Genomic DNA, 24,451 nt, shown 5'->3' with positions numbered 1-24,451 from the left:
AATCATGATTTCGGGGTTGGCGAAGTATCTTGCGGGGTCTTGCTTTCTGGGTCAAGCTCGCGCGGCACCGGCAAGTCGTCCGGGTAGACCGGCGCCATGCCACCGTGCGCATTATAATGTTTCAGTTGGAACACATAAGCCAGAATCTGCGCGGCGGCAGTATACAATTGATGCGGAATTTCCTGTCCGATTTCGGTATTGTGGTACAGCGCGCGGGCAAACGGCGGTGCGCGCATGATGGTGATTTTGTGTTCCTTGGCCAGCTCAATGATGCGCTCGGCGGTACGCAGCTTGCCCTTGGCCAACACCTTGGGTGCCCCCATGCCGTCTTCGTACTTCATCGCCACCGCGTAGTGGGTCGGGTTGGTGACCACCACGCTGGCCTCGGGCACGGCCCCCATCATCCGCTTGCGTGCGGCTTCGCGCTGCAACTGGCGAATCCGGCCCTTGACCTCAGGGCTGCCTTCCGAGTTCTTGTTTTCCTGCTTGACCTCTTCCTTGGTCATGCGCAGGCCCTTGCGGAAGTTCCACCACTGAAACGGCACGTCGATCAGCACCAGCAACAACAGCGTGCTGGTCACCAAAAACGTGGTGTGCACGGTCAACGCCATGGTCTGGGCAATGCTTTCATCCAGCGGCAGGGTGATCAATTGCATGATCTCGCCCATTTCCCGCCAGATGATCCAGGTGGATACCCCACCGATCAGCGTGCTTTTCAGCACTGCCTTGCCGCCCTCCATCAGTGCAGCCACGGAGAACATCCGTTTGATGCCCGGTGCAGGATTCAGTTTGCTGAATTTGAAGCCGATCGAATTCAGCGTAAAATTCCAGCCACCCAGCAACAGCGACGGGCCGATGGCGGCCACCATCAAGGCGCCCAGAATCGGCGCCAGCACCAACAGCATATCCAGCATGCCCTGGCGAAAATGCTCGTTGATCACACCTTCTTGCAGCAGGGTTTTCTGGTCAAAAGTGAATTCCCGGCGGATGATGGTGTTGATGGAATCGACAATGCGATTACCCAGCACCACCAACAGGCCCACGCCAGTCATGGTGACGGCAAAGGTCGCCAGCTCCCGCGATCGGGGAACCTGACCGTCTTCCCGAGCCTGTCGCAGTTTCTGCTCTGAGGGCTCTTCTGTTTTTTCGAGATCGCTTTCTTCGGACATGGTGTGCGAGGCTCGGCGCTGGGCTTATCGTAAAATTGGAGTCGGAGCGATTCTACCGGACTTTTGTGTCCATCAGTTCACCATAAAGGAATTTGGTTTTTTCATGCAGGCTTATCTTGATCTCATGCGCCATGTGCTGGAACACGGCCACGTCAAAACCGACCGCACCGGCACCGGCACGCGCTCGATCTTTGGCCACCAGATGCGCTTTGACCTGGCGCAGGGCTTTCCGCTGGTCACCACCAAAAAAGTTCACCTTAAATCCATCATCCATGAGCTGCTGTGGTTTCTGGCCGGCGACACCAATATCGCCTACCTGAAAGCCCACGGCGTATCGATCTGGGACGAATGGGCCGACGCCAATGGCGAGCTGGGCCCGGTGTATGGCTATCAGTGGCGCAGCTGGCCGGCGCCGGACGGCCGGCATATCGACCAGATCAGCCAGGTGCTGCGCCAGCTGCGTGACACGCCGGATTCGCGGCGCATGATCGTCTCGGCGTGGAACCCGGCGCTGGTGGACCAGATGGCGCTGCCGCCGTGCCACTCACTGTTTCAGTTTTATGTGGCTGACGGCAAGCTCTCCTGCCAGCTGTATCAGCGTAGTGCCGATATCTTTTTGGGCGTGCCATTCAATATCGCCAGCTACGCGCTGCTGACGCTGATGGTGGCGCAGGTGTGCCAATTGCAGCCCGGTGAATTCATCCACACCCTGGGCGACGCCCATTTGTACAGCAATCACCTGGAACAAGCACAGCTGCAACTGAGCCGCGAGCCGCGCCCGCTGCCGGTGATGCGAATCAACCCCGCCGTCACCGACCTGTTCGCCTTCAGATTTGAAGATTTCACCCTGGAAGGCTATGACCCGCATCCGGCCATTCGCGCCGAGGTGGCGGTATGAGCGCGCTGGCCCTGATCGTCGCCATGGCGCGCAACCGGGTGATTGGCAAGGACAACACCCTGCCCTGGCATCTGCCGGAAGACCTGCAACACTTCAAGCGCACCACCCTGGGCGCGCCCATCATCATGGGCCGACGCACCTGGGATTCGATTGGCCGCCCGCTGCCCGGCCGGCGCAATATCGTGGTCAGCCGCCAGCCGGACTGGCAAGCTGCCGGCGCCGAGCATGCCCGCTCGCTGCCCGACGCGCTGGCGCTGTGCGCGGCGGCGGACAGCCCCGCGCCGCGCGTATTCGTGATTGGCGGCGCCCAGCTGTACGCCCAGGCGCTGGCGTTGGCCGATGAATTGTTCATCACCGAAATTGACGCCGACATTGACGGCGACGCCCACTTTCCGGCACTGGACAGCAGCCAGTGGCAAGAACTTTCACGCGACAGCCACGTGCGCGACAGCGATGGGCTGGGCTACCACTTTGTGCATCTGCGCAGGCACGCCGCCAGTTGAGCCAGCAAGCAAGCGACATTGCGCTAAATCATGACTGTTTCAAACGGCAGGCAGCGTCACCCTGCCGAAACATGACAAGATGGTTTATGATTCGTCCGCGCGTGTTCACAGCGCCAACACCGCGCGCCCGAGTAACTCTTAGCACAAGATAGCCGCTTTCATGATTCTGAATTTCAGCAAGATGCATGGCCTGGGCAACGATTTCATGGTGATCGACGGCGTGCGCCAGCGCGTGCGCCTGAGCGCTGCGCAAATCCGCCAGTTGGGCGACCGCCACACCGGCGTGGGTTTTGACCAGCTGCTGCTGGTGGAAGAACCCGCCCTGCCCGACACCGATTTCCGCTACCGGATTTTCAACAGCGACGGCGGCGAGGTCGAGCAATGCGGCAATGGCGCGCGCTGTTTTGCCCGTTTTGTCTTCGACCAGGGCTTGACCGACAAGCACGCCATCCGCGTGGAAACCGCCAAGGGCATCATCACCCCGGTGCTGACCGATAATGGTCTGGTGACAGTGGACATGGGCCAGCCGCGCCTGTTGCCGGTGGAAATCCCGTTCGAAGCCGATGCCGATGCGGTGATTCACCCGCTCACGCTGCCGGACGGCGCTGAACTGGGTGTCACCGTGGTGTCGATGGGCAACCCGCACGCCGTGCAAGTGGTGGACGACGTCAACACCGCGCCGGTGGCCACGCACGGCCCGCAGATCGAACAACACGCCCGCTTTCCGCAACGGGTGAACGCCGGCTTCATGCAGGTGCTCAACCGTCAGGAAATTGCCCTGCGCGTGTACGAGCGCGGCGCTGGCGAAACCCTGGCCTGCGGCACTGGCGCCTGTGCGGCCGTGGTGGCCGGCATCCGCCGTGGCCTGCTGGATGCCGCCGTTACCGTGCACACCCGTGGCGGCGATTTGCGCATCGAATGGGCCGGTCCTGGCCAGCCGGTGCGCATGACCGGCCCGGCGGTCACCGTGTATCAAGGCAGCATCACCCTTTAACCCAAGCTGACGCCGCCGGCCCGTGGGCGGGACCGGCGCGCGCAAGAAACGTCCCGACAGGAGTCTGTCCCGATGTCCATGACCGCCAGCGAAGTGGCCGCCTACCTGGAAGCCCACCCCGAATTTTTTGACCAACACAGCGAGCTGCTCACCCAGGTGCGCGTACCACACGCGCGCTCGGAATACGCGGTGCCACTGGTCGAGCGCCAAGTGCTGGCGCTGCGCGACAAAAACCGCCAGCTCGGCGCCAAAATGAGCCAGTTGATCCGCTTTGGCGAACACAACGACCAGACCATTACCCGCCTGCATACGCTGTCGGTGCAACTGGTGCGCACCGAAGAGGCCACCGACGCCATCCGCCGCACACTGAGTGCGCTGGAAAAAGACTTCGACATCACCCACGCCGGCCTGCGCCTGTGGGGAACGGCCACCGAATCGCTGGGTGAATGGCACCGCCAGGATCCACGTCTGGCCATCATTGCCCGCAACCTTGAGCACCCCTACACCGGCCCGTTTGCCGCCGAACACATTATTGAGTGGTTCCCCCACGAGCCGGTGCTGCAATCGTTTGGTCAGGTGGCGCTACGCCGCGACAATGGCGAGGCATTTGGCCTGTTGGTGCTGGCCAGCGCCGACAGCTACCGCTTCACCACCGACATGGAAACCGACTACCTGGCCAATCTGGGCGCGCTCCTGTCTGCTGCGCTACAGCGCACCCTGGCCATGCACTGAGCGGCGAGCCCACCATGCACCCCGACGCGCCGCTGTGGGTCAGTCTGCTGCTGTTGCCGGCCTTTGCCGCGCGCGGCGTCTGGCGGGTGCTGCGCAGCGGCGATGGCGTGGCCCTGGCCATGCTGATTGCCAGCTGGTTTGCGTTGGCCATCGGCTTTAAGTTGCTGCGCCCCTCACTGGCGGTCAGCGCGCTATGGCTGCCGTGTTTTTATCCCTATTTGTGGCAAGGCGTGTTTGCCGGCGGCTGGCTGCTGTGCCGCCCCGACCCGCTGGCGCTGCCAGCCCGACAGGTGCTGGCCAGCGACGCGCTGGCCCTGGCGCTGGGACATCTGGGCGTGCTGGCTGGCGGGCTGTTCAGCCAGGACATCCGCCATGCCTACTGGTATCGCCCGGCGGCGATGACGCTGGTGTTCTGGCTGGCCAGCTTGCTCTTGCAGCTCTATCGTGTGCGCAGCCATCGCAACCACGCCAGCGTACTGGCGCTGGCCTGTCAGCTGATCCTGCCGGCGCTGCTGGCCGCCGGGGTGGGCTGGCTGGCGCGCGGCGGCCGCCCCACTTTTGGCCCGTGGTTCTGAACACCGTAGCTGATACGCCTGCACCTGCACCGCATCAGGCCGGCCATACGGCTCAGGCGCGCAGCGCACAGACTTCGTCGGCCGCCCACACACACACCTGATTACGTCCACGCCGCTTGGCCAGATACAGCGCCTGATCTGCCCGCTCCAGCAACTGCGCTTCACTGTCGCCATGCTGCGGCTGCCAGGCCACCCCCAGCGAAGCAGTCAGCGCAATCCGCACGCCTTGATGGCTGAGCACACAGTCCGCCAGCTCGGCACACCAGTTTTCTGCCCAGGCGCATACCGCTGCCGGCGTCAGCCCGCACAAAGCCACCAGAAATTCTTCCCCGCCAAAGCGACAGCACAGGCTGCGCGAAGGCGCGCGTTCGATCAGCAGGCGGGCGGCAGTCTGGATGGCCAGATCGCCCGCTACATGGCCGTGGCGGTCGTTGATTTGCTTGAAGTGATCCAGATCCACCATCACCAGCGCCAACCCATGGCGAGCCTGGCGGGCCTGAGCCAGCAAATCCGGCAGGGTTTCGTGCAGATAGTGGCGGTTATACAGGCCGGTGAGTGCATCGCGGTGGGCACGCGCCTGCAATTGCGCCTGCAAGGCAGAGACTTTATCCAGCTGTTCGCGCAACTGCCGGTTGGCGTCTTCCAGCATGGCCTGATAGCGGCGGCGTTCCGCCACATTGCGCGTCATGCCGATATAGCCGCACAGCACGCCATGAGCGTCGTCGATGCGGGTGGACACCACTTCCACCCACACCTCCTCGCCATTGGCGCATTGCTGCGGCGCCTCAAAACGCAGGGTGGGCGGCAGCGGCAGGCCTTGCTCCAGACACTGCTGGCGCTCGGCCACCACACGGGCCAGAATCGCCTGGCCACGGGGAGAAAACAGACTGAACACCGATTGCCCCAGCACCGCCCCGCGCGCCACCCCGCGCAAGCGCTGATCAGCCGCGCTGATGTAGGTGATGTGCATGTCGCGGTCCAGCTGCCAGATGACGTCTTCGCTGTTTTCCGCCAAAAAGCGGTAATGCGCCTCGCTGTCGCGCAACAAGCGCTCGGCCTCGTGCTGGGCAGTGATGTCCTCGGAAAAAATCGCCACCCGGCACACCTCGCCGTCGCGGTCCATCACCGGGACCGCCGACGTACGGTAATGCTGGCCATCGCGGTGATCTTCGAACACCTGCGGCTGGCGGCTGGCGGTCACCGCCTGCAAGCGCCGCTGGCGCGAGGCGGCCACTTCCACCGGAAACAAATCAAACAAATACAGGCCCAGCGCCTGCGCTGGCGCCAGGCCCAGTCGGGCAGCGCCGGCACGATTGATGGTGAGAATACGCCCGTCACGATCAAGCAGCATCGACGACGCGGGCGCAGCGTCGATCAAGGCCTGAACATCCAGCAAGGTGGACGCCAATGCTTCGATCATGCCGTGACTGGAAGCGGGAGCGGCCATGGCTGCACCAAAAAAGGACAAGCGGCTAGTGTGTCACTCATATGGCATGATGCGCCACGGTTTTTTCATCAGCTTTTCATCTCGCCGCACACAGTGTCGCACGCACGCATCAGCCCAGCCGCCCCGCTTGGCTGGACAAGCCGGCAAAGGCACAATGCCAGTTTTGCCCGACACCTCATCATGCGCATTTCTGTCCCGCTGGCTCACGCGTATCGACTGCTCAACCACGGTCCGCTTACCCTGATCAGCAGCGCCCACGCCGATCAGCGCAATATCATGGCCGCCGCCTGGGCCATGCCGGTGGATTTTCAGCCGCCCAAGGTGGCGGTGGTGATCGACAAAAGCAGCCATACCCGCCAGCTGATTGAAGCCAGCGGCCATTTTGTGCTGGCGCTGCCCGGCCAGCAATTGGCGCACACGGTGTTGCAACTGGGCAGCCACAGCGGCCGCGACATCGACAAATTCGCTGCCTTTGGCCTGCATGGCGCCAGCGCTGAACACGGCGGCGGCCTGCTGCTGGACGGCTGCGCCGCCTGGCTGGAATGCAAAATCCTGCCCGAACCGGCCATGGCCGAACGCCACGATATGTTTCTGGCCGAAGTGCTGGCGGCCTGGGCGGATGATCAGGCCTGGTGCGACGGCCGCTGGACCTTTGCCGATCCGGCGCTGCGCACCCTGCACTATGTGGCCGGCGGGCAGTTTTTTGTCACTGGCGATAGCCTGGTGATTGAACAAAGCTAACCAACCCAGACGCCTGGTGCGCGTGGATTTACAGATGCGCCAGCGCCATACCGCCCAGCACCACGCCAGCACCGGCGGCCAGATAGGTGGCGTAATTCAGCCAGCGCCGCCGGGTCAGCAAGGACACCGCCGCCAGCGAAATGGCCACCTGAATGCCGGTCATTGCCTGCGCCCAGCGGTGATGCAGGTGCATGGCTTCGTCGCTCTTGTGCTCGAACCCTTGTGATTCGGCCTCCAGCTTTTCAGCGGCGGCCTTGATCTCGGCCTTCTCGGCGCGGTAACGCTCGATGTCTTTCTGGTATTTGTCTTTGTTGGCGGCATCCTGACTCAGCGACAGCGCCAGTTCGGCCAGGTTTTGCTTATTGCTCTTGGCCTGATAGTAATTCCACTGATTGGCCGCCTCGGTTTTTTTAATCGCCGCGGCATTTTTCATCAGCATTGCCTCGTTTTGCGTCGCGCCGCCGGAATAACTGAACAGCGCGCCCACCGTGGACATCACCGCCGTCATCACCGCAATGCGCGATGCAAAACTGTCCCCCGAATGCCCACCATGCTCGACTGCATGATCGTGCGGGCCGTGCACATGAAAACCATGACCTGACATGACAACTCCTTGACTGAATATATTCACCAAACTGGCGGCATATGGCGACAGTAGATATCAAATCAAGAGCCGGATACAAAAAAATAGCGCGCCCACAGCGGGGCGCGCAATATTTTCAGACGGGCGCTCACCAACAGCACAGTGCGGCTCGCCCCACTCAGCCAAGCAGCTCGGGTTAGGCAGTCAGGCGTGTGCTTGCAGACAGTACAACACCTCAGACAAGGTCACACCACAAGGCCAGGGGGGGTTGGTGAGCAGCGCGATTAGTGACCGGCGTGGGCCCCGGCAGCCGCCGGCATGGCGCCCACCTTGTCCACATGCACATCCACCTTCACTTCGCCGGCCTTCTCAAAGCGCAGGGTCATCGGAATCTTGTCGCCTTCTTTCAGCGGCTGCTTCAAATCCATCAGCATGATATGCAAGCCACCCGGTTGCAGCTTGACCGTGGCGCCGGCTTCAACCGGAATATCCGGGATCTGGCGCATTTTCATCACGCCATTGTCGTTCAGATGCGTATGCAGCTCGGCGTGGTCGGCCACGTCAACACTGGCGGCCACCAGGCGGTCGGCCTGCTTGCCGGTATTGCTCACCGTCAGGTAAGCCGCGCCGTTCTTGGCTGCGCCTGGCGTGGCGCGCGCCCAGGGGTGGTCGATTTTCAGCTCGCCCACCGCATAACCATGGGCATGGGCCAGCGAAGCAGCGGCAAACAGGGCGAGGGCGAGCAGGCGTTTCATCGTTCATCTCCAGGGCGGCGCAACGCCGCAAATAACAGGCGGCGATGATAGCCGGCGTGAGGCAGCGCCGACAATGCGGCAAATTGTCGCACCATCAGCGCCGACGCCACACCATCCAGTGCTCGCGCCCGGCAAACACCGGCAGGCTATCGCTGGCCGGCTCGCGGCTTTCCAGGGTGAAATGCCCGCCCAACAGCTCGACCAAGCGCGCCTCGCTGATGCCAAACGGCGGACCCTTGGGCGTGTCGGCAATAAAGAAATACCCGGCCAGCACGCCGCCGGGGCGCACCAGGCGGGCGGTTTGCGCCGCCCAGTCGTCCCAGGTTTTTGGCGGCAGCGCACACAACAACGCGCGCTCGTACAGCCAATCAAACGGCGCGTCGTCCAGCTGAAAAAAATCGCCTTCGCGCACGCAGTCGGCGTGCTCGCCCAGCACCTCGCGCGCGCGCGCCACCGCCGCCGCGCTGAAATCCACCGCCAGCACCTTGGCACCATGTTCGGCCAGGCCGCGCACCTCGTAGCCACTGCCGCAGCCCGGCGCCAGCACCCGTTCGCCCGGCGGGCGGGCAGCGGCAAACGCCACAAACTGGCTGGGCATCTGCCCGGCATCCCACGGAATCACGCCCTGCTGGTAGCGGGTTTCCCAAAAATCTGCACGCGAGCTGTCTTGCGCCATGGGAGGCTCCTGTCAATTCAGATAAAGCGCAAGTGTGCCGTGGCCAGCCGCCGGGCGCAATCAGCCAGCCTGCAATTGGCGGCCCACTTCGGCCAGGCGCGCCAGCACCGGCTCGTCCAGGGCAAAGCCGGCATTCAGCCGTAAACAGTGACCAAAACGGCCACTGGGTGAGAACAGCGCCCCTGGCACAAAGCTCACCCCAGCCGCCAGCGCCTTGGGATAGTGGGCCAAGGTGTCGCACTCGGGCGGCAGCGTCACCCACAAGAAAAACCCGCCGGCCGGGGTATTCACCTCGCTGCCGGCCGGGAAATGCCGGCGCACGGTGTCGGCCAGCCGCGCGCGATTGCTGGCCAGGGTGTCGCGCAGCCGCGCCAGCCGGCGGTCGGGGCGGCTATCACGCAGATAGCTGGCGACTGCCATTTGATTGGGAATCGACGTGCTCAGGGTGTTCATTAATTTATGCAGCAGCGCGGTTTCGGTGTGGCGGCCGGCGGCCAGCCAGCCGATGCGCGGCGCCGGCGAAAACGCCTTGGCAAAGGTGCCGCAATACAGCACGCGGCCATCGCTGTCGTGGTGCTTGAGCGGCGGCGGGCTGCCGCCGGGCGGCAGCAGCTCGCGGTAGGCGTCGTCTTCGATGATGGCAAAATCGTGCTCGCCAGCCAGCGCCAGCAGGCGCGCGCGCGCCGCCGCCGGCATGATCGCCCCCAGCGGGTTTTGCAGCGAAGGCATCAGCATGCAGGCGGCAATACGGTGGCGGCCCAGCGCCTGCGCCAGATCATCCACGTCCAGGCCGGTGCGTGGGTCGGTGCGGATTTCCAGCGCCTGCATGCCATTGGCCTCGATGGCGTAGAGCATGCCGTAAAACGCCGGGGATTCCACCGCCACCACCGCGCCGGGGCGGGCAACAGACTTCAGCGCCAGATTCAGCGCCTCCATGGCGCCGCAGGTAATCAGCAATTCATCTTGCTGCAAGCGAAAGCCGTGATGCAGCGCGCGGCGGACAATCTGCTGGCGCAGGGCATCATGGCCGGGCGGCAGGTCGGTCAGGCCACGAGCAGGGGAGAATTTGCGCACGGCGCGGCGCAAGTGGTCGTTGACGCCGGCAATATCCAGCCAGGCCGGGTCGATAAATGGCGAGCCAAACGGCGCAATCGCCGGGTCGCGCAGCGCCTCAAACAGCCGCAAGGCCAGGGTGGCAATGCTGACCGGCGCGGGCTGGCCAGCGGGCGAGGGATAACCGGGCTGACGCGGCTGGGCCACAAACAAACCCAGACGTGGCCGGGTTTCAATCCAGCCGCCAGCGTGAAGCTCTTCTACCACCCGCCGCGCCGTGGTCAAGCTGACATTGTGGCGGGCGGCCAGCTCACGCACCGCCGGCAAGCGCGCGCCAGCGGGCAGCCGGCCGCTGGCGATGGCGTCGCGCCAGTGGCGAAACACCTGCTGATACAGCCGCGCCGGCGCTGGCCCATCCAGAGTCAAGGGGCGGCCCGCTTACAGCGACGGAACCAGCCGCTGCACATACTGCTGCAACAACACCAGCTTGCCATGAAAGAAATGCCCAACGCCGGGGAACACCACCACCGGCAGGCTTTGCGGACGCGCCCAATCCAGCACCTGCGCCAGGCTGATGACTTCGTCGTGCTCGCCGTGAATCACAATGGTGTCGGCCGGCACGTGGGGCATGGCGTATTTGGGCGACACCGCCGCGCCCAGCATGATCAAATGGCGGGCGTCGATGCGCTGGCGCAGTTGCGCGGCCACATAGCTGCCAAACGAGAAACCCGCCAGCACCAGCGGCACATCGCCATGCTGGGCGCGGGCGTAGTCCACCACAGCCTGGGCGTCGTCCACCTCGCCGTGGCCATAGTCGTGCTCGCCGCCGCTATTGCCCACCCCGCGCAAATTGGGGCAGTAGCAGATATAGCCATGCTGGCTGAGCGCGCGCGCCGTGGTCTGCACCACTTTATTGGTGTTGGTGCCGCCTTGCAGCGGGTTGGGGTGGGCAATCAGGGCGATGCCGCGCGGCGCGCCGTCCTTGGGGGCAATCACCAGGGTTTCCAGCTGGCCCACCGGCCCGTCGATATAAATTGGCTCTTGTTGCAGTTTAAGCATGGTCAGACAGCTTCAGGCGTTCCACCACCCGGCCGTTGACCAGGTGTTCGTCGATGATTTCGTCAATATCGGTCTTGTCCACATAGGTGTACCAGACCGCTTCCGGGTAGACCACCAGCACCGGGCCTTCGCCACAGCGCTCCAGACAGCCGGCTTTCTGAAAACGCACCTTGCCCGGCCCGGCCAGGCCCATGGACTTGATGCGGCCCTTGGCGTGGTCCAGCGCCTCGCTGGCGCCCAGTGCGTTGCAACAGCTTTCGCCCTCAGCGCGCTGATTGGTGCACAAAAACACATGGCGAGCAAAATAGCTCATGGTCAGTCTCCTTGATCCCAGCCGGACACTTGTTGCGGCGAGGCGTTTTCAAAGCGGGAATAATGCCCCAGAAAGGTCAGCGGCACGCGGCCGGTGGGGCCGTTACGCTGCTTGCCGATAATGGCCTCGGCCATGCCCTTGAACTGCGAATCCGGGTTGTAATACTCGTCGCGGTACATAAACACAATCAAATCAGCATCTTGCTCAATAGCGCCGGATTCACGCAAATCCGACATCATCGGGCGCTTGTCGGTGCGCTGCTCCACCGAGCGCGACAGCTGCGACAGCGCAATCACCGGCGCTTGCAGCTCTTTGGCCAGCGCCTTGAGCGAGCGGGAAATCTCGCCCAGCTCCGAGGCGCGGTTTTGGTCGCGGCGGTCGCTGGAGCCGCTCATCAGCTGCAAATAGTCAATCACGATCAAGCCCAGCTGGCCGCCCATCTTGCGCGCCAGCCGGCGCGCGCGGCTGCGCAACTCCAGGCCGGACAAGCCGGGGGTTTCGTCGATAAACAACGGCGCCTCCCACAAGCGCGACACCGCCATGCCGAACTTGTCCATCTCTTCGTCCGACAACTGGCCGGTGCGCAGCGCGTGCTGATCCAGCCGGCCCACCGAGCCAATCATCCGCATCGCCAGCTGGGTGGCGCCCATTTCCATCGAGAACACCGCCACCGGCAAACCGGTGTTCAGCGCGACATTCTCGGCAATATTCATCGAAAACGCGGTTTTACCCATCGACGGCCGGCCGGCCACAATCACCAGATCGCCCTTTTGCAGACCGGAGGTTTTTTTGTCCAGATCGACAAAGCCGGTAGGAATGCCGGTCACGTCGTCCAGATTGTCGCGGCCGTACAGCTCGTTCACCCGCTCCACCACCTCGGTGAGGATCTGCTCCATATTGAGAAAATCCTGCTGCGAACGCGCCGTGCTCTCGGCAATGCGAAACACCTTGGTTTCCGCCTCGTCCAGCAGCTCGCGCGCATCGCGACCCATCGGGTTATACGCCGAATCGGCAATCTCGGTGCCAATCTGCGCCAGCTGACGCATGATCGAACGCTCGCGCACAATCTCGGCGTAGCGCTTGATATTGGCCGCCGACGGCGTGTTTTGCGCCAGCGTGGCCAGATACGCCAGCCCGCCCACCTCGCCCAGCTGGGCGCTTTTTTCCAGCTGCTCGGACACCGTCACCACATCCGCCGGATGACTGCGCTCGATCAGCTTGACGATGGCCTGAAAAATCAGCCGGTGGTCATGGCGGTAAAAATCTTCGTCGGCCACCGCATCGCCGATGCGGTCCCAGGCGGAATTGTCCAGCAACAAACCGCCCAGCACCGATTGCTCAGCCTCCAGCGAATGCGGCGGCATGCGCAACTGCTGATACTCGGCGTCAGACGGTGGGGGATTGGGGATGTAATCAGTCATGCAGGCGTCCAGAGCGCGCGCCAAGCGCGGCAAAAGCTGATTTTAGCAGGTCTTGGCGGACAGGATGCAGCAGGCGGCGGCGTCAAGCTGGGCACTTGGGGTGGGAACGGCGCTTACCATGTCACCACGCCCAACAGGGGGTGACGGAAAACAATATGCCGACGCAAAGCAGCATCCAACAACTGACAACGCTGCCCCTGCGTGGAACCACTGCTATTGGGCAAGTGCAGTTGCTTTTCTATCGCGCTAAACCAGCTGGGGTCACCAAAATCCGGGCCATGCCCTTCGGCATCAGCGGAAGACGCATAATGCTGCTCAATATGCTGAAACCACGCTTCGGTGCATGGAGGGGCGGCGGGAGGCGTGGGGCGCTGCGTGGTACTGGCCACGAAGATGAGGAAGAGGGCAAGCAGGGCGGAAGGGAGAAAGCGGCGGCTCATGGAAGGAGAGAGAAGCGGATAAAGAGAAAGAATATTCAATTTTGCACAAACCAGAGCGCAAGACACTGATTTATTTTGGCTTTAATCTTCAAGGCAGACTCTGAATCAACCACCTCATCCGCAATCACTGTTACACGCATCACTGACGGCGTGCACCGCACCATACCGCGCCTGAGCGCAGCCCGTCACACACGCCCAATACTGATCGCCATACGAAAAATGCCACCATTATTGCGGGTAATTCACCAAACCTGCGGCGGTCATCACCTCAACCAATAACTGCCGATGGCGCGCCGCTGTATCGGTGAGGCCAGGATACTGCGTGGCGCACAACTCTGGCGCCACCTCACCCCAATCACACAAGGCCATGCCGAAATCCAGCGGCTGACCCGCCGCATCGACAATATCCACGTCCACCGCCCCACCCGTGCTGTGCGGCGGAATCATCGGCTCCCCGGCAAAGGTGCGCAACGGCGAAGCAAGCATGGCCGCCTGCGCATAACACCAGGCAGCGCTTTGGTCTGGATGAGCGATTTGCATCCTGCGCCACTGCGCGTCGAACAGTATTTGCTGGATTTTCGGATGCCGGTAACCCTCGTACACACGCAAATGCAAACCCGCCGGCAAATGCTGCTGAGCCTGCTCCAACCTGGCCAGCACCCCAGCGCGCAATAAGCGGTAAAACGGCGCGGTTTCCGGGCATTCTGGCGGCGGGCCGCAGCGGATGAGGCTGCTGCGGGAGGCGTCGAGCAAAGGCTCTCCGCAGTCAGCGATGGGGATGGCTTGGACTTGGGGGGAGGAGGGGGTGATTTGGGCGTGGGGCAGCATGGGGTTGTAGTTTTGTGGGAAGGGCAGCGTTAGAAATTAACAGGGCATTGAGTGTTGCCGCCAAGCTGGTGGGTGGTCGAACGCAGCTTCAGTTCGACCACTCACTTCCGACGTTTGGTCAGAGGCTACGAGAAACTGCCGTAGAGTCTGGCTGAGCTACAGTACGTTGCATTCGCCATTTTGATGGCGTCACACTATATTTGATGGGTTTTGCTTTATGGCAAACACGACCATGTAGATAAATCAGCAACCCTTGATTATCTGCTGCCACTTTCAGAGCGACTGTACATATCCTCCAGTGATTTTTCTAACTTTTCAATGATTGATTTATATGTAATCCTTATGCTTGCCTTAAAAATCGACTCACTCTCGCCATTATGTTTTTTGTGTTGTAGCGACATACTCCAAGACAATGCATCACTATTTGATAATGGTTGATTTAGTTTTTTCTTTAGATCTTCAAGATTATCCGGTAAAACATCATACCACATGAGGTCTTTTAGCATCTCTGCGGCACCACGTTTTGCGCCAACCTTATACGTTTCCCGCACAAACGCTCTGAGATCATCTGCAGAAACTTGATTGGCAATACGCTCTTCAAGCTGGCTCAAAACGTTTTCCATGCATTCGGTTGGTGTGCCGCCAAAATTCTCAACATCAAAACGATCTGCAATTATTGAACTCCACTTATTCACACTTTCAGAATGTAGCCTGGCTTCATATGTACTCATGTCACAACCTTATTGTGATTAGCAGATGATTTATAATCACCTTGGAATTTATAGAAATTTTTTGGCATTTGCCGATTAGCTACAGTAGCAATAAGCTCTCACTTAAAACTGCTGTGCATAAACAAGTCGATCAGACGCAGCTTAATATTAATAACTTTTCAACAAGTAGCGTCACCCAAGAATGTGGCGGCATTTTTGACGGCTTGCTGTCGCATCGTTTGCAAGGCGCGATGATCCAGGACGCGCCCATCGGAAGGTTGTTTGCATTCTATGGATGCGTATTATTGCTTACATGATGCTACTTATAGAAAAGTTAGTATATTCCAAGCCAATTCTAATTGTCACCCCCTCAACACCTCCCCCCCACCACATACCCCGACGACCATGCCCACTGGAAGTTGTACCCCCCCAGCCACCCCGTCACATCCACCACCTCCCCAACAAAGAACAACCCCGGCACCTTGTTCGCCATCAGCGTTTTCGACGACAGTTCCCGCGTATCCACCCCGCCCACCGTCACTTCGGCCTTTTTATAGCCTTGCGTGCCGCCGGGGCGGATGGGCCAGGCGTGGATTTGCGCTGCCAGGGCACTCAGGGTTTTGGGGCTGAGCTGGCGCATGGGCGCGTCGGCCACGCCTTGGGCGGCCAGCCATTGCACGGCAAAGCGTTTGGGCCAGGCTTGCGCCAGCACGTTGGAGAGTTTTTGCTCGCTGTGCGCGGCTTGGCTGAGCAGGTGGTGGGCGTCGGCGCTGGGCAGCAGGTCGAGTTCGATGGTTTGCCCGGCTTGCCAATAGGATGAGATTTGCAGGATGGCTGGGCCGCTGACGCCTTTGTGGGTGAACAGGCCTTGTTCCCGAAAACTGGCCTTGCCCAGGCTGGCGGCGATGTCCAGCGACAGGCCGGCCAGTGGGCCGAAGGCGTGTTGTTCGGCGGCGTCGAAGGTCAGCGGCACCAGGCCGGGTTTCAGCGGGGTGACGGCCAGGCCAAATTGTTCGGCCAGCCGGTAGCCCCAGGGGGTGGCGCCGATGGCGGGGATGGAGAGCCCGCCGGTGGCCACCACCAGTGATTCAGCGTCGAATTCGCCGTGGGCGGTGGCCAGCACAAAGCGGCCGTCGTCGCTGCGCGCCACGCTGTGGATGGCGCAGCCCAGGCGGCGGGTGACGCCGCCGTCGGCGCATTCGGTGTCGAGCAGGTCGATGATTTGCTGGGCGCTGTCGTCGCAAAACAATTGGCCGAGGGTTTTTTCGTGGTAGGCGATGCCGTGGCGTTCGACCAGCTTGATAAAGTCCCACTGGCTGTATTGCGCCAGCGCCGAGCGCACAAAGTGCGGGTTGGCGGACAGATAGCGCTCGGGGTGGATGTTGAGATTGGTAAAGTTGCAGCGGCCGCCGCCAGAGATGCGGATTTTTTCGGCCAGTTTGTCGCTGTGGTCGAGCACCAGCACGCGCCGGCCGCGTTGCCCGGCCACGCTGGCGCACATCAAGCCGGCGGCGCCGGCGCCCACCACGATTACATCATACGATTGCTTTGCCATCCTGGCCCTATATAACAAAAAATTAGTTTAGTGATTTAGTCAGGAATTGGCGCAATGCAGATGATCCGCTAGAATGTCATGCAGACAGCCGATATAGAGCGGCTAACAAAACCCAGCGAAGCGCGCCTGGTTAGGCGTGTGGCCGTAGACAGTGCAGGTAGCACGGCAAGGTCACACCACAACACCAGGCGGGTTTTGTTAGCGGCTCTAAGAGCGGCTAACAAAACTCAGCAAAGCGATCCTGGCTAGGCGCACGACCGCAGACAGTACAACAAGTACGGCAAGGTCGTGCAACAACGCCAGGAGGGTTTTGTTAGTCGCTCTAAGCGCGCTGTCAGCACCCACCCCCAACTGTGGGCGCCACTCACCTCGCGCCCCAACCCGATATTATCGCTCAGGAGTGAACATGGAACACAAACTGCCCGAACTGCCCTACGCGCTGGACGCCCTGGCCCCGACCATCTCCAAGGAAACCCTGGAGTTTCACTACGGCAAGCATCATCAAACCTACGTCACCAACCTGAACAACCTGATCAAGGGCACCGAGTTCGAGAACGCCAGCCTGGAAGAAATCGTCAAGAAATCCAGCGGCGGCATCTTCAACAACGCCGCCCAGGTGTGGAACCACACCTTCTACTGGTTTGGTCTGTCCCCGAACGGCGGCGGCGAGCCGACTGGCGCGCTGGCTGAGGCGATCAACGCCAAGTGGGGCAGCTTTGACGAGTTCAAAAAGGCGTTCAACGCCGTGGCCGCTGGCACCTTTGGTTCTGGCTGGGCCTGGCTGGTGAAGGCGGCCGATGGTTCGCTGGATCTGGTGTCCACCAGCAATGCCGCCACCCCGCTGACCACCGACAAGACCCCGCTGCTGACCTGTGACGTGTGGGAGCACGCCTACTACATCGACTACCGCAACAGCCGCCCGAACTACCTGGAAGGCTTCTGGAAGCTGGTGAACTGGGACGTCGTGGCCAAGCACTTCGCCTGATTCCGGTGACACGGCCAGCCTGAGGCTGGCCGAGACGCCCACGCCGCCCCGGTCAGATATGTTCTGGCCGGGGCGGCGTTGTTTTGTCGGCTGGGCATGCCAATTTGCTGGCCGCGCAGGTGACACACCCGTCAGGCATATGCACAATGGGGTTTTTGCCCGATGAGTGATCAATGCTGACGCTTTACCAACTCAAGCCGCGCTTTCAGGCGCTGCTGCGCCCTGGGGTGGCCTGGCTGGCGGCGCATGGGGTGACGGCCAATGCGGTCACGCTGGCCGCCATGCTGCTGTCGCTGGCGCTGGGGGCGGGCTTGTGCCTGGCGGGGCCGCAGTCGCCGCAGTGGTTTTTGCTGCTGCCGGGCTGGATGCTGGCGCGCATGGCGCTGAACGCGGTGGATGGCATGCTGGCGCGCGAGTTTGGCCAGCAGTCAGCACTGGGGGCGTATTTGAACGAGCTGGCCGATGTATTGGCCGACGCGGCCTTGTTTGCGCCGTTTGCCTTGCAGCCGGCGCTGGGTTGGCCGGCGGTGTGTGCGGTGATTGTGCTGTCCGGGGTATCCGAGATGGCCGGTGCACTGGGGCCGATGGTGGGCGCACCGCGCCAGTATGATGGCCCGTTGGGCAAAAGCGACCGCGCCTTGCTGTTTGGCGCACTGGGCCTGTGGCTGGGCCTGGCCGGCAGCCTGCCGGCTGCAGCATTCTGGCTGATGCCGGTGGCCATCCTGGCGCTGGTGGTCAATATGATTAACCGCATTCGCAGTGGCCTGCGCGCCATCCAGACCCCATGACCCGAGCTCACAATACCCATCACTTTGCCACGCATGACGATGTGGCGCTGTTTTATCGCCGCTGGCCGGCGCAAGGGCCGCGACGCGGCGCGGTGCTGTTGTTCCACCGTGGCCACGAGCATGGCGCACGCATGGCCCATCTGGTGGACGAGCTGGCGCTGCCGGATTTTGATTTTTACGCCTGGGATGCACGCGGCCATGGCCATTCGCCCGGCGAGCGCGGCTATTCGCCCAGCTTTGCCGATTCGGTGCGCGATGTGCAGACGTTTGTCGAGCATATCCGCGATGTCTGGGGCGTGGCAGAAAGCGAGATGGCCGTGTTGGCGCAAAGCGTGGGCGCGGTGCTGGCGGCCACCTGGGCGCACGATTATGCCCCGCGCGTGCGCTGCCTGGTGCTGGCCTCGCCCGCGTTCAAGGTCAAGTTGTATGTGCCGTTTGCCCGCCCCGGCCTGCGCCTGTTGCGGCGCTTGCGCGGGCATTTTTTTGTGAACAGCTATGTCAAGTCGCGCTTGCTCACCCACGACCCGGCGCGCCAGGCCTCGTATGACAGCGACCCGCTGATCAGCCGGCCGATTTCGGTGAATATCCTGCTGGAGCTGTACGAAGCCGCCGAGCGGGTGGTGGCCGATGCGCAGGCGATTGTCATCCCCACCCAGTTGCTGATTTCCGGGGCGGACTGGGTGGTGCACCAGGCGCCGCAAAACACGTTTTTTGCCCGCTTGGGCAGCACGGTCAAAGAGCAGCATCTGCTGGACGGGTTTTATCACGACACCTTTGGCGAGCTGGCGCGCGCCAGCGCAGTAGAAAAAGCACGGGACTTTATCCTGCGCCAGTTTGCCGCCCCCTTGGCGCACCCGGATTTGCGCCAGGCGCACCGTGCCGGCGCCACCTTTGCCGAGGCGCAAGCCCTGGCCGCACCGCTGCCCCGCTTTTGCCTGCGCGCGCTGTGGTGGCGCGCCTACCGCGCCAATTTGCGTCTGGGCGCCTATTTAAGTGAAGGCGTGGCGCTGGGCCAGCGCACCGGTTTTGATTCGGGCAGCACGCTGGATTATGTCTATCGCAATCAGCCGCGCGGCCTGGGGCCGCTGGGGCGCGCCGCCGACCGCCAGTATCTGGATGCCATTGGCTGGCGCGGCATCCGCCAACGCAAGCTGCACGTAGAAGCCCTGCTGCGCGAGGCGCTTAACCGGCTGCATGCGGCCGGGCAGCCGCTGCGCGTGCTGGATATCGCCGCCGGCCACGGCCGCTATGTGCTGGACGCGCTGGCCGACGGCCCGCGCCCGGACAGCATTCTGTTGCGCGATTTCAGCCCGATCAATGTCAGCGCCGGTCAGGCACTGATTGCCGAGCGCGGCCTGGGCGACATTGCCCGCTTTGAGCAGGGCGATGCCTTCGACCGCGCCAGCCTGGCGGCAGTGAGCCCGGCGCCGACGCTGGCGGTGGTGTCGGGTTTGTATGAGCTGTTCAGCGATAACGACGCGGTGGCCGGCTCGCTGGCCGGGCTGGCCGATGTGGTGCCGCCCGGCGGCTATCTGGTGTACACCAACCAGCCCTGGCATCCGCAGTTGGAGATGATCGCCCGCGCACTCACCAGCCACCGCGATGGCCAGGCCTGGGTGATGCGCCGGCGCACGCAAGCCGAGATGGATCAATTGGTCCGCGAGGCAGGCTTTACCAAGCTGGCCCAACGCATCGACCGCTGGGGCATTTTTAGCGTGTCGCTGGCGCAGCGGCAAGCATGAACCCGCCAGTGTGGCAGCGGGTGTTGTGGCTGCGCAGTGTGTTGTGGCTGCTGGGGCTGGCGCCGTTTTTTTTCTGGAGCTATGGCTACGCCAACCAGATGGCCGCCGCGCGCGGGGTAGAACGCGCACTGGCCTTTGCCTGGGAGGCGCACATCCCCTTTGTGCCGTGGACTATCGTGCCGTATTGGTCGATTGACCTCTTATATGGCCTGTCTTTTTTGTGTTGCCGCAGCGCCCGCGCGGTAGATCGCCACGCCCTGCGCCTGTTCAGCGCGCAATGCCTGTCGGTGGCGTGTTTTTTATGGTTTCCGCTGCGCTTTTCTTTCGAGCGCCCGCCGGCGGATGGCCTGTTTGGCGCGCTGTTCACCGCCCTGACCAGCTTTGACCTGCCGTATAACCAAGCGCCATCGCTGCATATCAGCCTGCTGATTTTGCTGTGGGTGCAGTTTACCGCCCTGCCCGCGCCCCGCTGGGCGCGCTGGGGCATGCATCTGTGGGCCATGCTGATTGCCGTCTCGGTGCTGACCACCTGGCAGCATCATGTGATTGACCTGCCCAGCGGCGCGGCGGTGGGGGTGTTTTGCCTCTGGCTCTGGCCCGAGCACGGCCCGACGCCGTGGCGGCGGCAAGCGTACGGCCATACGGCCGCGCGCGTGCGCCTGGGGCTGGCTTATGCTTTGGGCGCGGCCTTGTGTCTGGCGGCGCTGGCGGCCTGCGGCCTGCCGGGGTTTTACCTGGCCTGGCCGGCCCTGGCCCTGGCGCTGGTGGCAGCAAATTATCTGTGGTGCGGCGCGGCCGGGTTTCAAAAGCACGCCGGCCGGCATAGTCTGGCCAGCGCCTGGCTGTTTGCCCCCTACACCCTGGCTGCGCGCTTGAATGTCTGGCTGTGGACGCGCCATCTGCCGGCCTGTGTGCCGGTGGCGGATGGCGTCTGGCTGGGGCGTATGCCGCGCGCAGCCGAGCTGCGCGCCGGCGGATTTACCGGCTTGTGCGAGCTGTGCGCCGAATTGCCCGCGCCGCGCGGCCCCTGGCGCTGGGCCGGGCAGCCCAGCCTGGATTTGATTCCGCCTGCGCCCGAGCGCCTGCTGGCCGCCGCCCGCGACATCGAAGCCCTGCGCCAGCATGGCCCAGTATGGGTGGCCTGCGCGCTGGGCCACTCGCGCAGCGCCTGCGCGGTGGCGGCCTGGCTGCTGTACAGCGGCCGCGCCGCCGATGTGGACGCCGCACTGGCCCAACTGCGCGCAGCCCGTCCGCAAGTGGTGATCCGCCCGCCCCACCGCGCCGCGCTGCAGGCGCTGGCTACCAACTTAGCGCCGCTCACAAAACTCAGCGAAGCGGCCCTGGCTAGGCGTGTGACCGCAGACAGTACAACAAGTACGGCAAGGTCACACAACAACGCCAGGAGGGTTTTGTTAGCGGCTCTTAGCCAAAACAGCCACATGCGCAAACCAAGCCCCTCCACCGAATCGCGCGCTCTGGCCCGAGTTGGCCTGGCGCTATGCCAGCTGGGCGCGGGCCTGCACCGCCTGAGCCTGCCCTTCACCGTGGCGGCGCTGCTGTGCGCGCTGCTTGCCCCCTTGCCCACCGCCAGCCGGCTGGCGCTGCTGGCCGCAGGACTGGCCGGGCTGGCGGAAACCCTGCTGGCGCTGCGCCTGGCGTTTGATCGCCCCATTCTGGCTGGCTGGGCGCAGGATTGGCACGACGCCAGCGCCCAGCCCGACGACGATATGGCAGCCTTCGACAGCGCATTGGCCACCCTGGGCCTGGCCGCCCCCACCCACCACAGCCGCCCACTGACCGACCGCGTGCGCGGTGTGCGCCGGCTGCTGGCCTGGCAAGGCAGCTGGCTGGCGGCGCAGCTATTGGGCTGGCTGGCCAGCGTATGGCTGGCCAGCCACGGCTGAAATCCACGGCAAGGTCACACCACAAGGCCAGGAGGGGTTTGTGAGCGGCTCGATGTGCACCACGCTCAAGCCACCCCGCCCCGATCCAGGGGTGCGACAATTTGCCGCATTCCGGCCCTTGCCCGACTCCCGGACAATTCACCCTTATTGATAAAGTTCGGGGAATGTTTCATGGGATGCCGCATCCGTCCGTTAACCGCCGCCGTAGCGCTGGCTTTTGTGTCGTCGTCGGGCTGGCAACTGGCCCAGGCGCAAGCGCTGGATGAAGTGGTGGTCAAGGCCAGCAAACAGGCCACGCTGCCTGGCGCCAGCCAGGCCGGCGAGCTGGCCGCACAAAGCGCCGCCAGCCGCGACACCGCCGCCTTGCTGAAAAACATCCCCGGCGTCAGCCTGTACGGCGCTGGCGCGGTGTCCAGCCTGCCGGCCATCCACGGCCTGGCCGACGACCGGCTGCGCATCAAGGTGGACGGCATGGACCTGATTGCCTCCTGCCCCAACCACATGAACCCGGCGCTGTCCTACCTCGACCCCAGCCAGGTGGGCACGCTGACGGTGTACGCCGGCATCAGCCCGGTCAGCCTGGGCGGCGACAGCATTGGCGGCAGCATTGTCGCCAACACCCGCGCGCCAGAATTTGCCGAGCCCGGCCAAGGCCGGCTGCTCAAGGGCGAAGTCGGCGCCTTCTTCCGCAGCAACAACAACGCCCGTGGCGGCAATGCCTCGATCACTTACGCCACTGAAAACGTCAGCCTGAGCTACAGCGGCGCCTATAGCGAAGCCGACAACTACAAAGCCGGCAAGGATTTCAAAACTTTCACCGCCAGCGGCCGCCCCGGCCACGACCTGGCGCGCGACGAAGTGGGCTCCAGCGCCTACCGCAGCGCCAACCACACGCTGGATTTGGCGGTCAAACACGACAACCATCTGTTTGAAGCCAAGCTGGGCTACCAGAACATGCCCGAACAGCTCTACCCCAACCAGCGCATGGACCTGCTCAATAACGAGCAAAAGCGCATCAATCTGCGCTGGCTGAGCGACTACGCCTGGGGCAAGCTGGAAACCCGCGCCTATCACGAAACCGTCAAGCACTACATGGACTTTGGCGCTGACAAGCAATTCCAGTACAGCACCGCGCCTGGCATGCCGATGCACACCGAAGGCAAAACCACCGGCGCCACGGTCAAAGCCGAAATCGACCTGGCCGCGCGCAGCCTGCTGCGCCTGGGCGGCGAATACCAGCACTACACGCTGAACGACTGGTGGCCGGCCTCCGGCACCGGCGGCATGTCGCCGTACACTTTCATCAATATCAACGACGGCCAGCGCAACCGCCTGGCGCTGTTTGGCGAATGGGAAAAACAATTCACCCCGCAATGGACCACCCAGCTGGGCGTGCGTTACGAGCGGGTAAACACGAGTACCGGGCAAGTGCACGGCTACAACCAGAACAACAACCCGACCAGCGCCGGCATGTCGATGATGAACCAGACCAACGACGCTGCCCGCTTCAACACCAGTGCCAAACGCGACAGCACCGACAATAACTGGGACTTTACCGCCCTGGCGCATTACAAAATCGACGCCACCCAGGACATCGAATTTGGCCTGGCGCGCAAGGTGCGCTCGCCCAATCTGTACGAGCGTTATTCCTGGTCCACTGCCAATATGATGGCGATCATGAACAACTTTGTTGGCGACGGTAACGGCTATATCGGCAACCCCGACCTCAAGCCAGAAAAAGCCCACACCCTATCCGCCACCTTTGACTGGCACGACGCCGAGCGCCGCCGCGAACTCAAGCTCACCCCGCATTACAGCCATGTGACCGACTACATCGACGCCATCCAGTGGGACAACGTCAGCAACACCGCCCGCACCACCCCGCTACGCAATCAATTCACCACCCTGCGCTATGCCAACCAGACCGCCCGCCTGTACGGCCTGGACATCTCCGGCCAACTGCCGCTGGCCAACACCGCCTGGGGCGAATTCGGCCTGAAAGGCCTGCTCAGCTATGTGCGCGGCAAAAACACCGACACCGGCGACGATCTGTACAACATCATGCCGCTGAACGCCAAGCTGACCTTCACCCACAAAATCGGCGGCTGGGACAACGCGCTGGAAATCGAAGGCGTGAGCGGCAAGAAAAAAGTCGCCGACGCCCGCAACGAAATCCAGACCGGCGGCTACGCCCTGGTCAACCTGCGCGCCAGCTACAGCTGGCGGCAAGCACGGCTGGATTTCGGCGTGGCCAACCTGTTTGACCGTGGCTACGCCCTGCCCACCGGCGGCGCCTACACCGGCCAGGGCACCACCATGGGCATCAACAGCATCCCCTGGGGCATCGCCGTCCCTGGCATGGGCCGCTCGCTGTATGCGGGGGTGAATGTGAAATTCTGATTGGGCAGCAGGTAGAAAGAGATATGGGTGACACCCCGGCGGAGGAATCTGGCGGGGTGTTTTTTTGGGGGACGATTGGATGAGGGCGCATGCCGGCGGCGAGGGGCGGCAGGGGGGTGCGTCCAACAGTTGGGCCAGAGCAAACTTCTGTATTTCCGCCCATGCGGAAGTGAAAATTTT

24 protein-coding genes are annotated in these 24,451 nt (G+C 62.8%); 11 read left to right on the top strand and 13 right to left on the bottom strand.

Going from position 1 to position 24,451, the window contains the following annotated elements; genetic code table 11:
* Positions 1-2: 2 nt before the first annotated feature.
* The gene (flhB, locus tag DFR34_RS04920) at positions 3-1,169 is read right to left on the bottom strand and encodes a flagellar biosynthesis protein FlhB (protein WP_110390051.1); all 1,167 of its coding nucleotides are present in this window, start codon (positions 1,167-1,169) and stop codon (positions 3-5) included.
* A 103-nt stretch (positions 1,170-1,272) separates the two neighbouring features.
* Between flhB and DFR34_RS04915 the strand changes: the two genes are divergently transcribed.
* The 5 genes from DFR34_RS04915 (at position 1,273) to DFR34_RS04895 (ending at position 4,871) form a co-directional block, all read left to right on the top strand.
* Complete coding sequence (locus tag DFR34_RS04915) at positions 1,273-2,067, top strand: thymidylate synthase (protein ID WP_110390050.1); 795 nt, start codon at positions 1,273-1,275, stop codon at positions 2,065-2,067.
* Positions 2,064-2,570 carry a dihydrofolate reductase gene (locus DFR34_RS04910; RefSeq protein WP_110390049.1) on the top strand — a complete coding sequence of 169 codons (507 nt, stop codon included), beginning with the start codon at positions 2,064-2,066 and terminating at the stop codon, positions 2,568-2,570. Before DFR34_RS04915 ends, DFR34_RS04910 begins: the two co-directional genes overlap by 4 nt.
* Before the next feature lie 160 nt (positions 2,571-2,730).
* Entirely contained in the window at positions 2,731-3,564 is an 834-nt protein-coding gene (gene dapF / locus DFR34_RS04905) for a diaminopimelate epimerase (RefSeq protein WP_110390048.1), read from the top strand.
* 72 nt (positions 3,565-3,636) lie between these two features.
* On the top strand, positions 3,637-4,296 hold the full coding sequence (locus DFR34_RS04900; protein ID WP_110390047.1) for a DUF484 family protein: 660 nt from the start codon (positions 3,637-3,639) through the stop codon (positions 4,294-4,296).
* A gap of 14 nt (positions 4,297-4,310) precedes the next feature.
* Positions 4,311-4,871 carry a hypothetical protein gene (locus tag DFR34_RS04895; RefSeq protein WP_110390046.1) on the top strand — a complete coding sequence of 187 codons (561 nt, stop codon included), beginning with the start codon at positions 4,311-4,313 and terminating at the stop codon, positions 4,869-4,871.
* Positions 4,872-4,923: 52 nt separating this feature from the next.
* Here DFR34_RS04895 and DFR34_RS04890 read toward each other — a convergent pair whose 3' ends face one another.
* Positions 4,924-6,318, bottom strand: coding sequence for a GGDEF domain-containing protein (locus DFR34_RS04890; RefSeq protein ID WP_110390045.1), 1,395 nt, complete (start codon positions 6,316-6,318; stop codon positions 4,924-4,926).
* 180 nt (positions 6,319-6,498) lie between these two features.
* Here DFR34_RS04890 and DFR34_RS04885 point away from each other — a divergent pair, with 180 nt between their 5' ends.
* A complete protein-coding gene (locus DFR34_RS04885) occupies positions 6,499-7,059 on the top strand; it encodes a flavin reductase family protein (RefSeq protein ID WP_110390044.1) in 561 nt (186 codons plus the stop codon).
* Between the two features lie 28 nt (positions 7,060-7,087).
* Here DFR34_RS04885 and DFR34_RS04880 read toward each other — a convergent pair whose 3' ends face one another.
* From DFR34_RS04880 to DFR34_RS04835, 11 genes are all read right to left on the bottom strand, one after another.
* On the bottom strand, positions 7,088-7,663 hold the full coding sequence (locus tag DFR34_RS04880) for a DUF4337 domain-containing protein (protein WP_110390043.1): 576 nt from the start codon (positions 7,661-7,663) through the stop codon (positions 7,088-7,090).
* Between the two features lie 263 nt (positions 7,664-7,926).
* Positions 7,927-8,397: a copper chaperone PCu(A)C gene (locus DFR34_RS04875; RefSeq protein WP_110390042.1), complete on the bottom strand. Its 471-nt coding sequence runs from the start codon at positions 8,395-8,397 to the stop codon at positions 7,927-7,929.
* Positions 8,398-8,491: 94 nt separating this feature from the next.
* The gene (locus DFR34_RS04870) at positions 8,492-9,073 is read right to left on the bottom strand and encodes a methyltransferase (RefSeq protein ID WP_110390041.1); all 582 of its coding nucleotides are present in this window, start codon (positions 9,071-9,073) and stop codon (positions 8,492-8,494) included.
* Between the two features lie 60 nt (positions 9,074-9,133).
* The gene (locus DFR34_RS04865; protein WP_110390040.1) at positions 9,134-10,552 is read right to left on the bottom strand and encodes an aminotransferase-like domain-containing protein; all 1,419 of its coding nucleotides are present in this window, start codon (positions 10,550-10,552) and stop codon (positions 9,134-9,136) included.
* A gap of 12 nt (positions 10,553-10,564) precedes the next feature.
* Positions 10,565-11,185 carry an alpha/beta hydrolase gene (locus DFR34_RS04860; RefSeq protein ID WP_110390039.1) on the bottom strand — a complete coding sequence of 207 codons (621 nt, stop codon included), beginning with the start codon at positions 11,183-11,185 and terminating at the stop codon, positions 10,565-10,567.
* A complete protein-coding gene (locus tag DFR34_RS04855; RefSeq protein ID WP_110390038.1) occupies positions 11,178-11,498 on the bottom strand; it encodes a (2Fe-2S) ferredoxin domain-containing protein in 321 nt (106 codons plus the stop codon). Before DFR34_RS04855 ends, DFR34_RS04860 begins: the two co-directional genes overlap by 8 nt.
* A gap of 2 nt (positions 11,499-11,500) precedes the next feature.
* Entirely contained in the window at positions 11,501-12,919 is a 1,419-nt protein-coding gene (dnaB, locus tag DFR34_RS04850; RefSeq protein ID WP_110390037.1) for a replicative DNA helicase, read from the bottom strand.
* A gap of 113 nt (positions 12,920-13,032) precedes the next feature.
* Positions 13,033-13,398 carry a hypothetical protein gene (locus tag DFR34_RS04845; protein ID WP_146215056.1) on the bottom strand — a complete coding sequence of 122 codons (366 nt, stop codon included), beginning with the start codon at positions 13,396-13,398 and terminating at the stop codon, positions 13,033-13,035.
* Between the two features lie 189 nt (positions 13,399-13,587).
* Positions 13,588-14,112, bottom strand: coding sequence for a M15 family metallopeptidase (locus tag DFR34_RS04840; RefSeq protein WP_158281737.1), 525 nt, complete (start codon positions 14,110-14,112; stop codon positions 13,588-13,590).
* A gap of 332 nt (positions 14,113-14,444) precedes the next feature.
* Positions 14,445-14,918, bottom strand: coding sequence for a hypothetical protein (locus DFR34_RS16770; protein ID WP_146215055.1), 474 nt, complete (start codon positions 14,916-14,918; stop codon positions 14,445-14,447).
* 349 nt (positions 14,919-15,267) lie between these two features.
* Positions 15,268-16,452 carry a BaiN/RdsA family NAD(P)/FAD-dependent oxidoreductase gene (locus DFR34_RS04835; protein WP_110390034.1) on the bottom strand — a complete coding sequence of 395 codons (1,185 nt, stop codon included), beginning with the start codon at positions 16,450-16,452 and terminating at the stop codon, positions 15,268-15,270.
* Between the two features lie 406 nt (positions 16,453-16,858).
* Between DFR34_RS04835 and sodB the strand changes: the two genes are divergently transcribed.
* From sodB to DFR34_RS04810, 5 genes are all read left to right on the top strand, one after another.
* Positions 16,859-17,437, top strand: a complete 579-nt coding sequence (sodB, locus tag DFR34_RS04830) for a superoxide dismutase [Fe] (protein ID WP_110390033.1) — start codon at positions 16,859-16,861, stop codon at positions 17,435-17,437.
* 176 nt (positions 17,438-17,613) lie between these two features.
* Positions 17,614-18,225, top strand: a complete 612-nt coding sequence (locus DFR34_RS04825) for a CDP-alcohol phosphatidyltransferase family protein (protein WP_211309294.1) — start codon at positions 17,614-17,616, stop codon at positions 18,223-18,225.
* Positions 18,222-19,967 carry a bifunctional alpha/beta hydrolase/class I SAM-dependent methyltransferase gene (locus DFR34_RS04820; RefSeq protein ID WP_110390031.1) on the top strand — a complete coding sequence of 582 codons (1,746 nt, stop codon included), beginning with the start codon at positions 18,222-18,224 and terminating at the stop codon, positions 19,965-19,967. The genes DFR34_RS04825 and DFR34_RS04820 overlap by 4 nt, the downstream gene beginning before the upstream one ends.
* The gene (locus DFR34_RS04815; RefSeq protein ID WP_110390030.1) at positions 19,964-21,871 is read left to right on the top strand and encodes a dual specificity protein phosphatase family protein; all 1,908 of its coding nucleotides are present in this window, start codon (positions 19,964-19,966) and stop codon (positions 21,869-21,871) included. The genes DFR34_RS04820 and DFR34_RS04815 overlap by 4 nt, the downstream gene beginning before the upstream one ends.
* Positions 21,872-22,042: 171 nt before the next feature.
* On the top strand, positions 22,043-24,271 hold the full coding sequence (locus DFR34_RS04810) for a TonB-dependent receptor (protein WP_110390029.1): 2,229 nt from the start codon (positions 22,043-22,045) through the stop codon (positions 24,269-24,271).
* The last annotated feature ends 180 nt before the right edge of the window (positions 24,272-24,451 follow it).

Source organism: Rivihabitans pingtungensis (assembly GCF_003201855.1).
Classification (GTDB): domain Bacteria; phylum Pseudomonadota; class Gammaproteobacteria; order Burkholderiales; family Aquaspirillaceae; genus Rivihabitans; species Rivihabitans pingtungensis.
Note: the sequence above shows the minus strand (reverse complement) of the source record. Positions and strands in the feature narration are given on the sequence as shown.

Coding starts and splice junctions, on each gene's coding strand:
- flhB (WP_110390051.1), bottom strand. CDS start 1,169: ATGTCCGAAGAAAGCGATCTCGAAAAAACAGAAGAGCCCTCAGAGCAG.
- DFR34_RS04915 (WP_110390050.1), top strand. CDS start 1,273: ATGCAGGCTTATCTTGATCTCATGCGCCATGTGCTGGAACACGGCCAC.
- DFR34_RS04910 (WP_110390049.1), top strand. CDS start 2,064: ATGAGCGCGCTGGCCCTGATCGTCGCCATGGCGCGCAACCGGGTGATT.
- dapF (WP_110390048.1), top strand. CDS start 2,731: ATGATTCTGAATTTCAGCAAGATGCATGGCCTGGGCAACGATTTCATG.
- DFR34_RS04900 (WP_110390047.1), top strand. CDS start 3,637: ATGTCCATGACCGCCAGCGAAGTGGCCGCCTACCTGGAAGCCCACCCC.
- DFR34_RS04895 (WP_110390046.1), top strand. CDS start 4,311: ATGCACCCCGACGCGCCGCTGTGGGTCAGTCTGCTGCTGTTGCCGGCC.
- DFR34_RS04890 (WP_110390045.1), bottom strand. CDS start 6,318: ATGGCCGCTCCCGCTTCCAGTCACGGCATGATCGAAGCATTGGCGTCC.
- DFR34_RS04885 (WP_110390044.1), top strand. CDS start 6,499: ATGCGCATTTCTGTCCCGCTGGCTCACGCGTATCGACTGCTCAACCAC.
- DFR34_RS04880 (WP_110390043.1), bottom strand. CDS start 7,663: ATGTCAGGTCATGGTTTTCATGTGCACGGCCCGCACGATCATGCAGTC.
- DFR34_RS04875 (WP_110390042.1), bottom strand. CDS start 8,397: ATGAAACGCCTGCTCGCCCTCGCCCTGTTTGCCGCTGCTTCGCTGGCC.
- DFR34_RS04870 (WP_110390041.1), bottom strand. CDS start 9,073: ATGGCGCAAGACAGCTCGCGTGCAGATTTTTGGGAAACCCGCTACCAG.
- DFR34_RS04860 (WP_110390039.1), bottom strand. CDS start 11,185: ATGCTTAAACTGCAACAAGAGCCAATTTATATCGACGGGCCGGTGGGC.
- DFR34_RS04855 (WP_110390038.1), bottom strand. CDS start 11,498: ATGAGCTATTTTGCTCGCCATGTGTTTTTGTGCACCAATCAGCGCGCT.
- dnaB (WP_110390037.1), bottom strand. CDS start 12,919: ATGACTGATTACATCCCCAATCCCCCACCGTCTGACGCCGAGTATCAG.
- DFR34_RS16770 (WP_146215055.1), bottom strand. CDS start 14,918: ATGAGTACATATGAAGCCAGGCTACATTCTGAAAGTGTGAATAAGTGG.
- DFR34_RS04835 (WP_110390034.1), bottom strand. CDS start 16,452: ATGGCAAAGCAATCGTATGATGTAATCGTGGTGGGCGCCGGCGCCGCC.
- sodB (WP_110390033.1), top strand. CDS start 16,859: ATGGAACACAAACTGCCCGAACTGCCCTACGCGCTGGACGCCCTGGCC.
- DFR34_RS04820 (WP_110390031.1), top strand. CDS start 18,222: ATGACCCGAGCTCACAATACCCATCACTTTGCCACGCATGACGATGTG.
- DFR34_RS04815 (WP_110390030.1), top strand. CDS start 19,964: ATGAACCCGCCAGTGTGGCAGCGGGTGTTGTGGCTGCGCAGTGTGTTG.
- DFR34_RS04810 (WP_110390029.1), top strand. CDS start 22,043: ATGGGATGCCGCATCCGTCCGTTAACCGCCGCCGTAGCGCTGGCTTTT.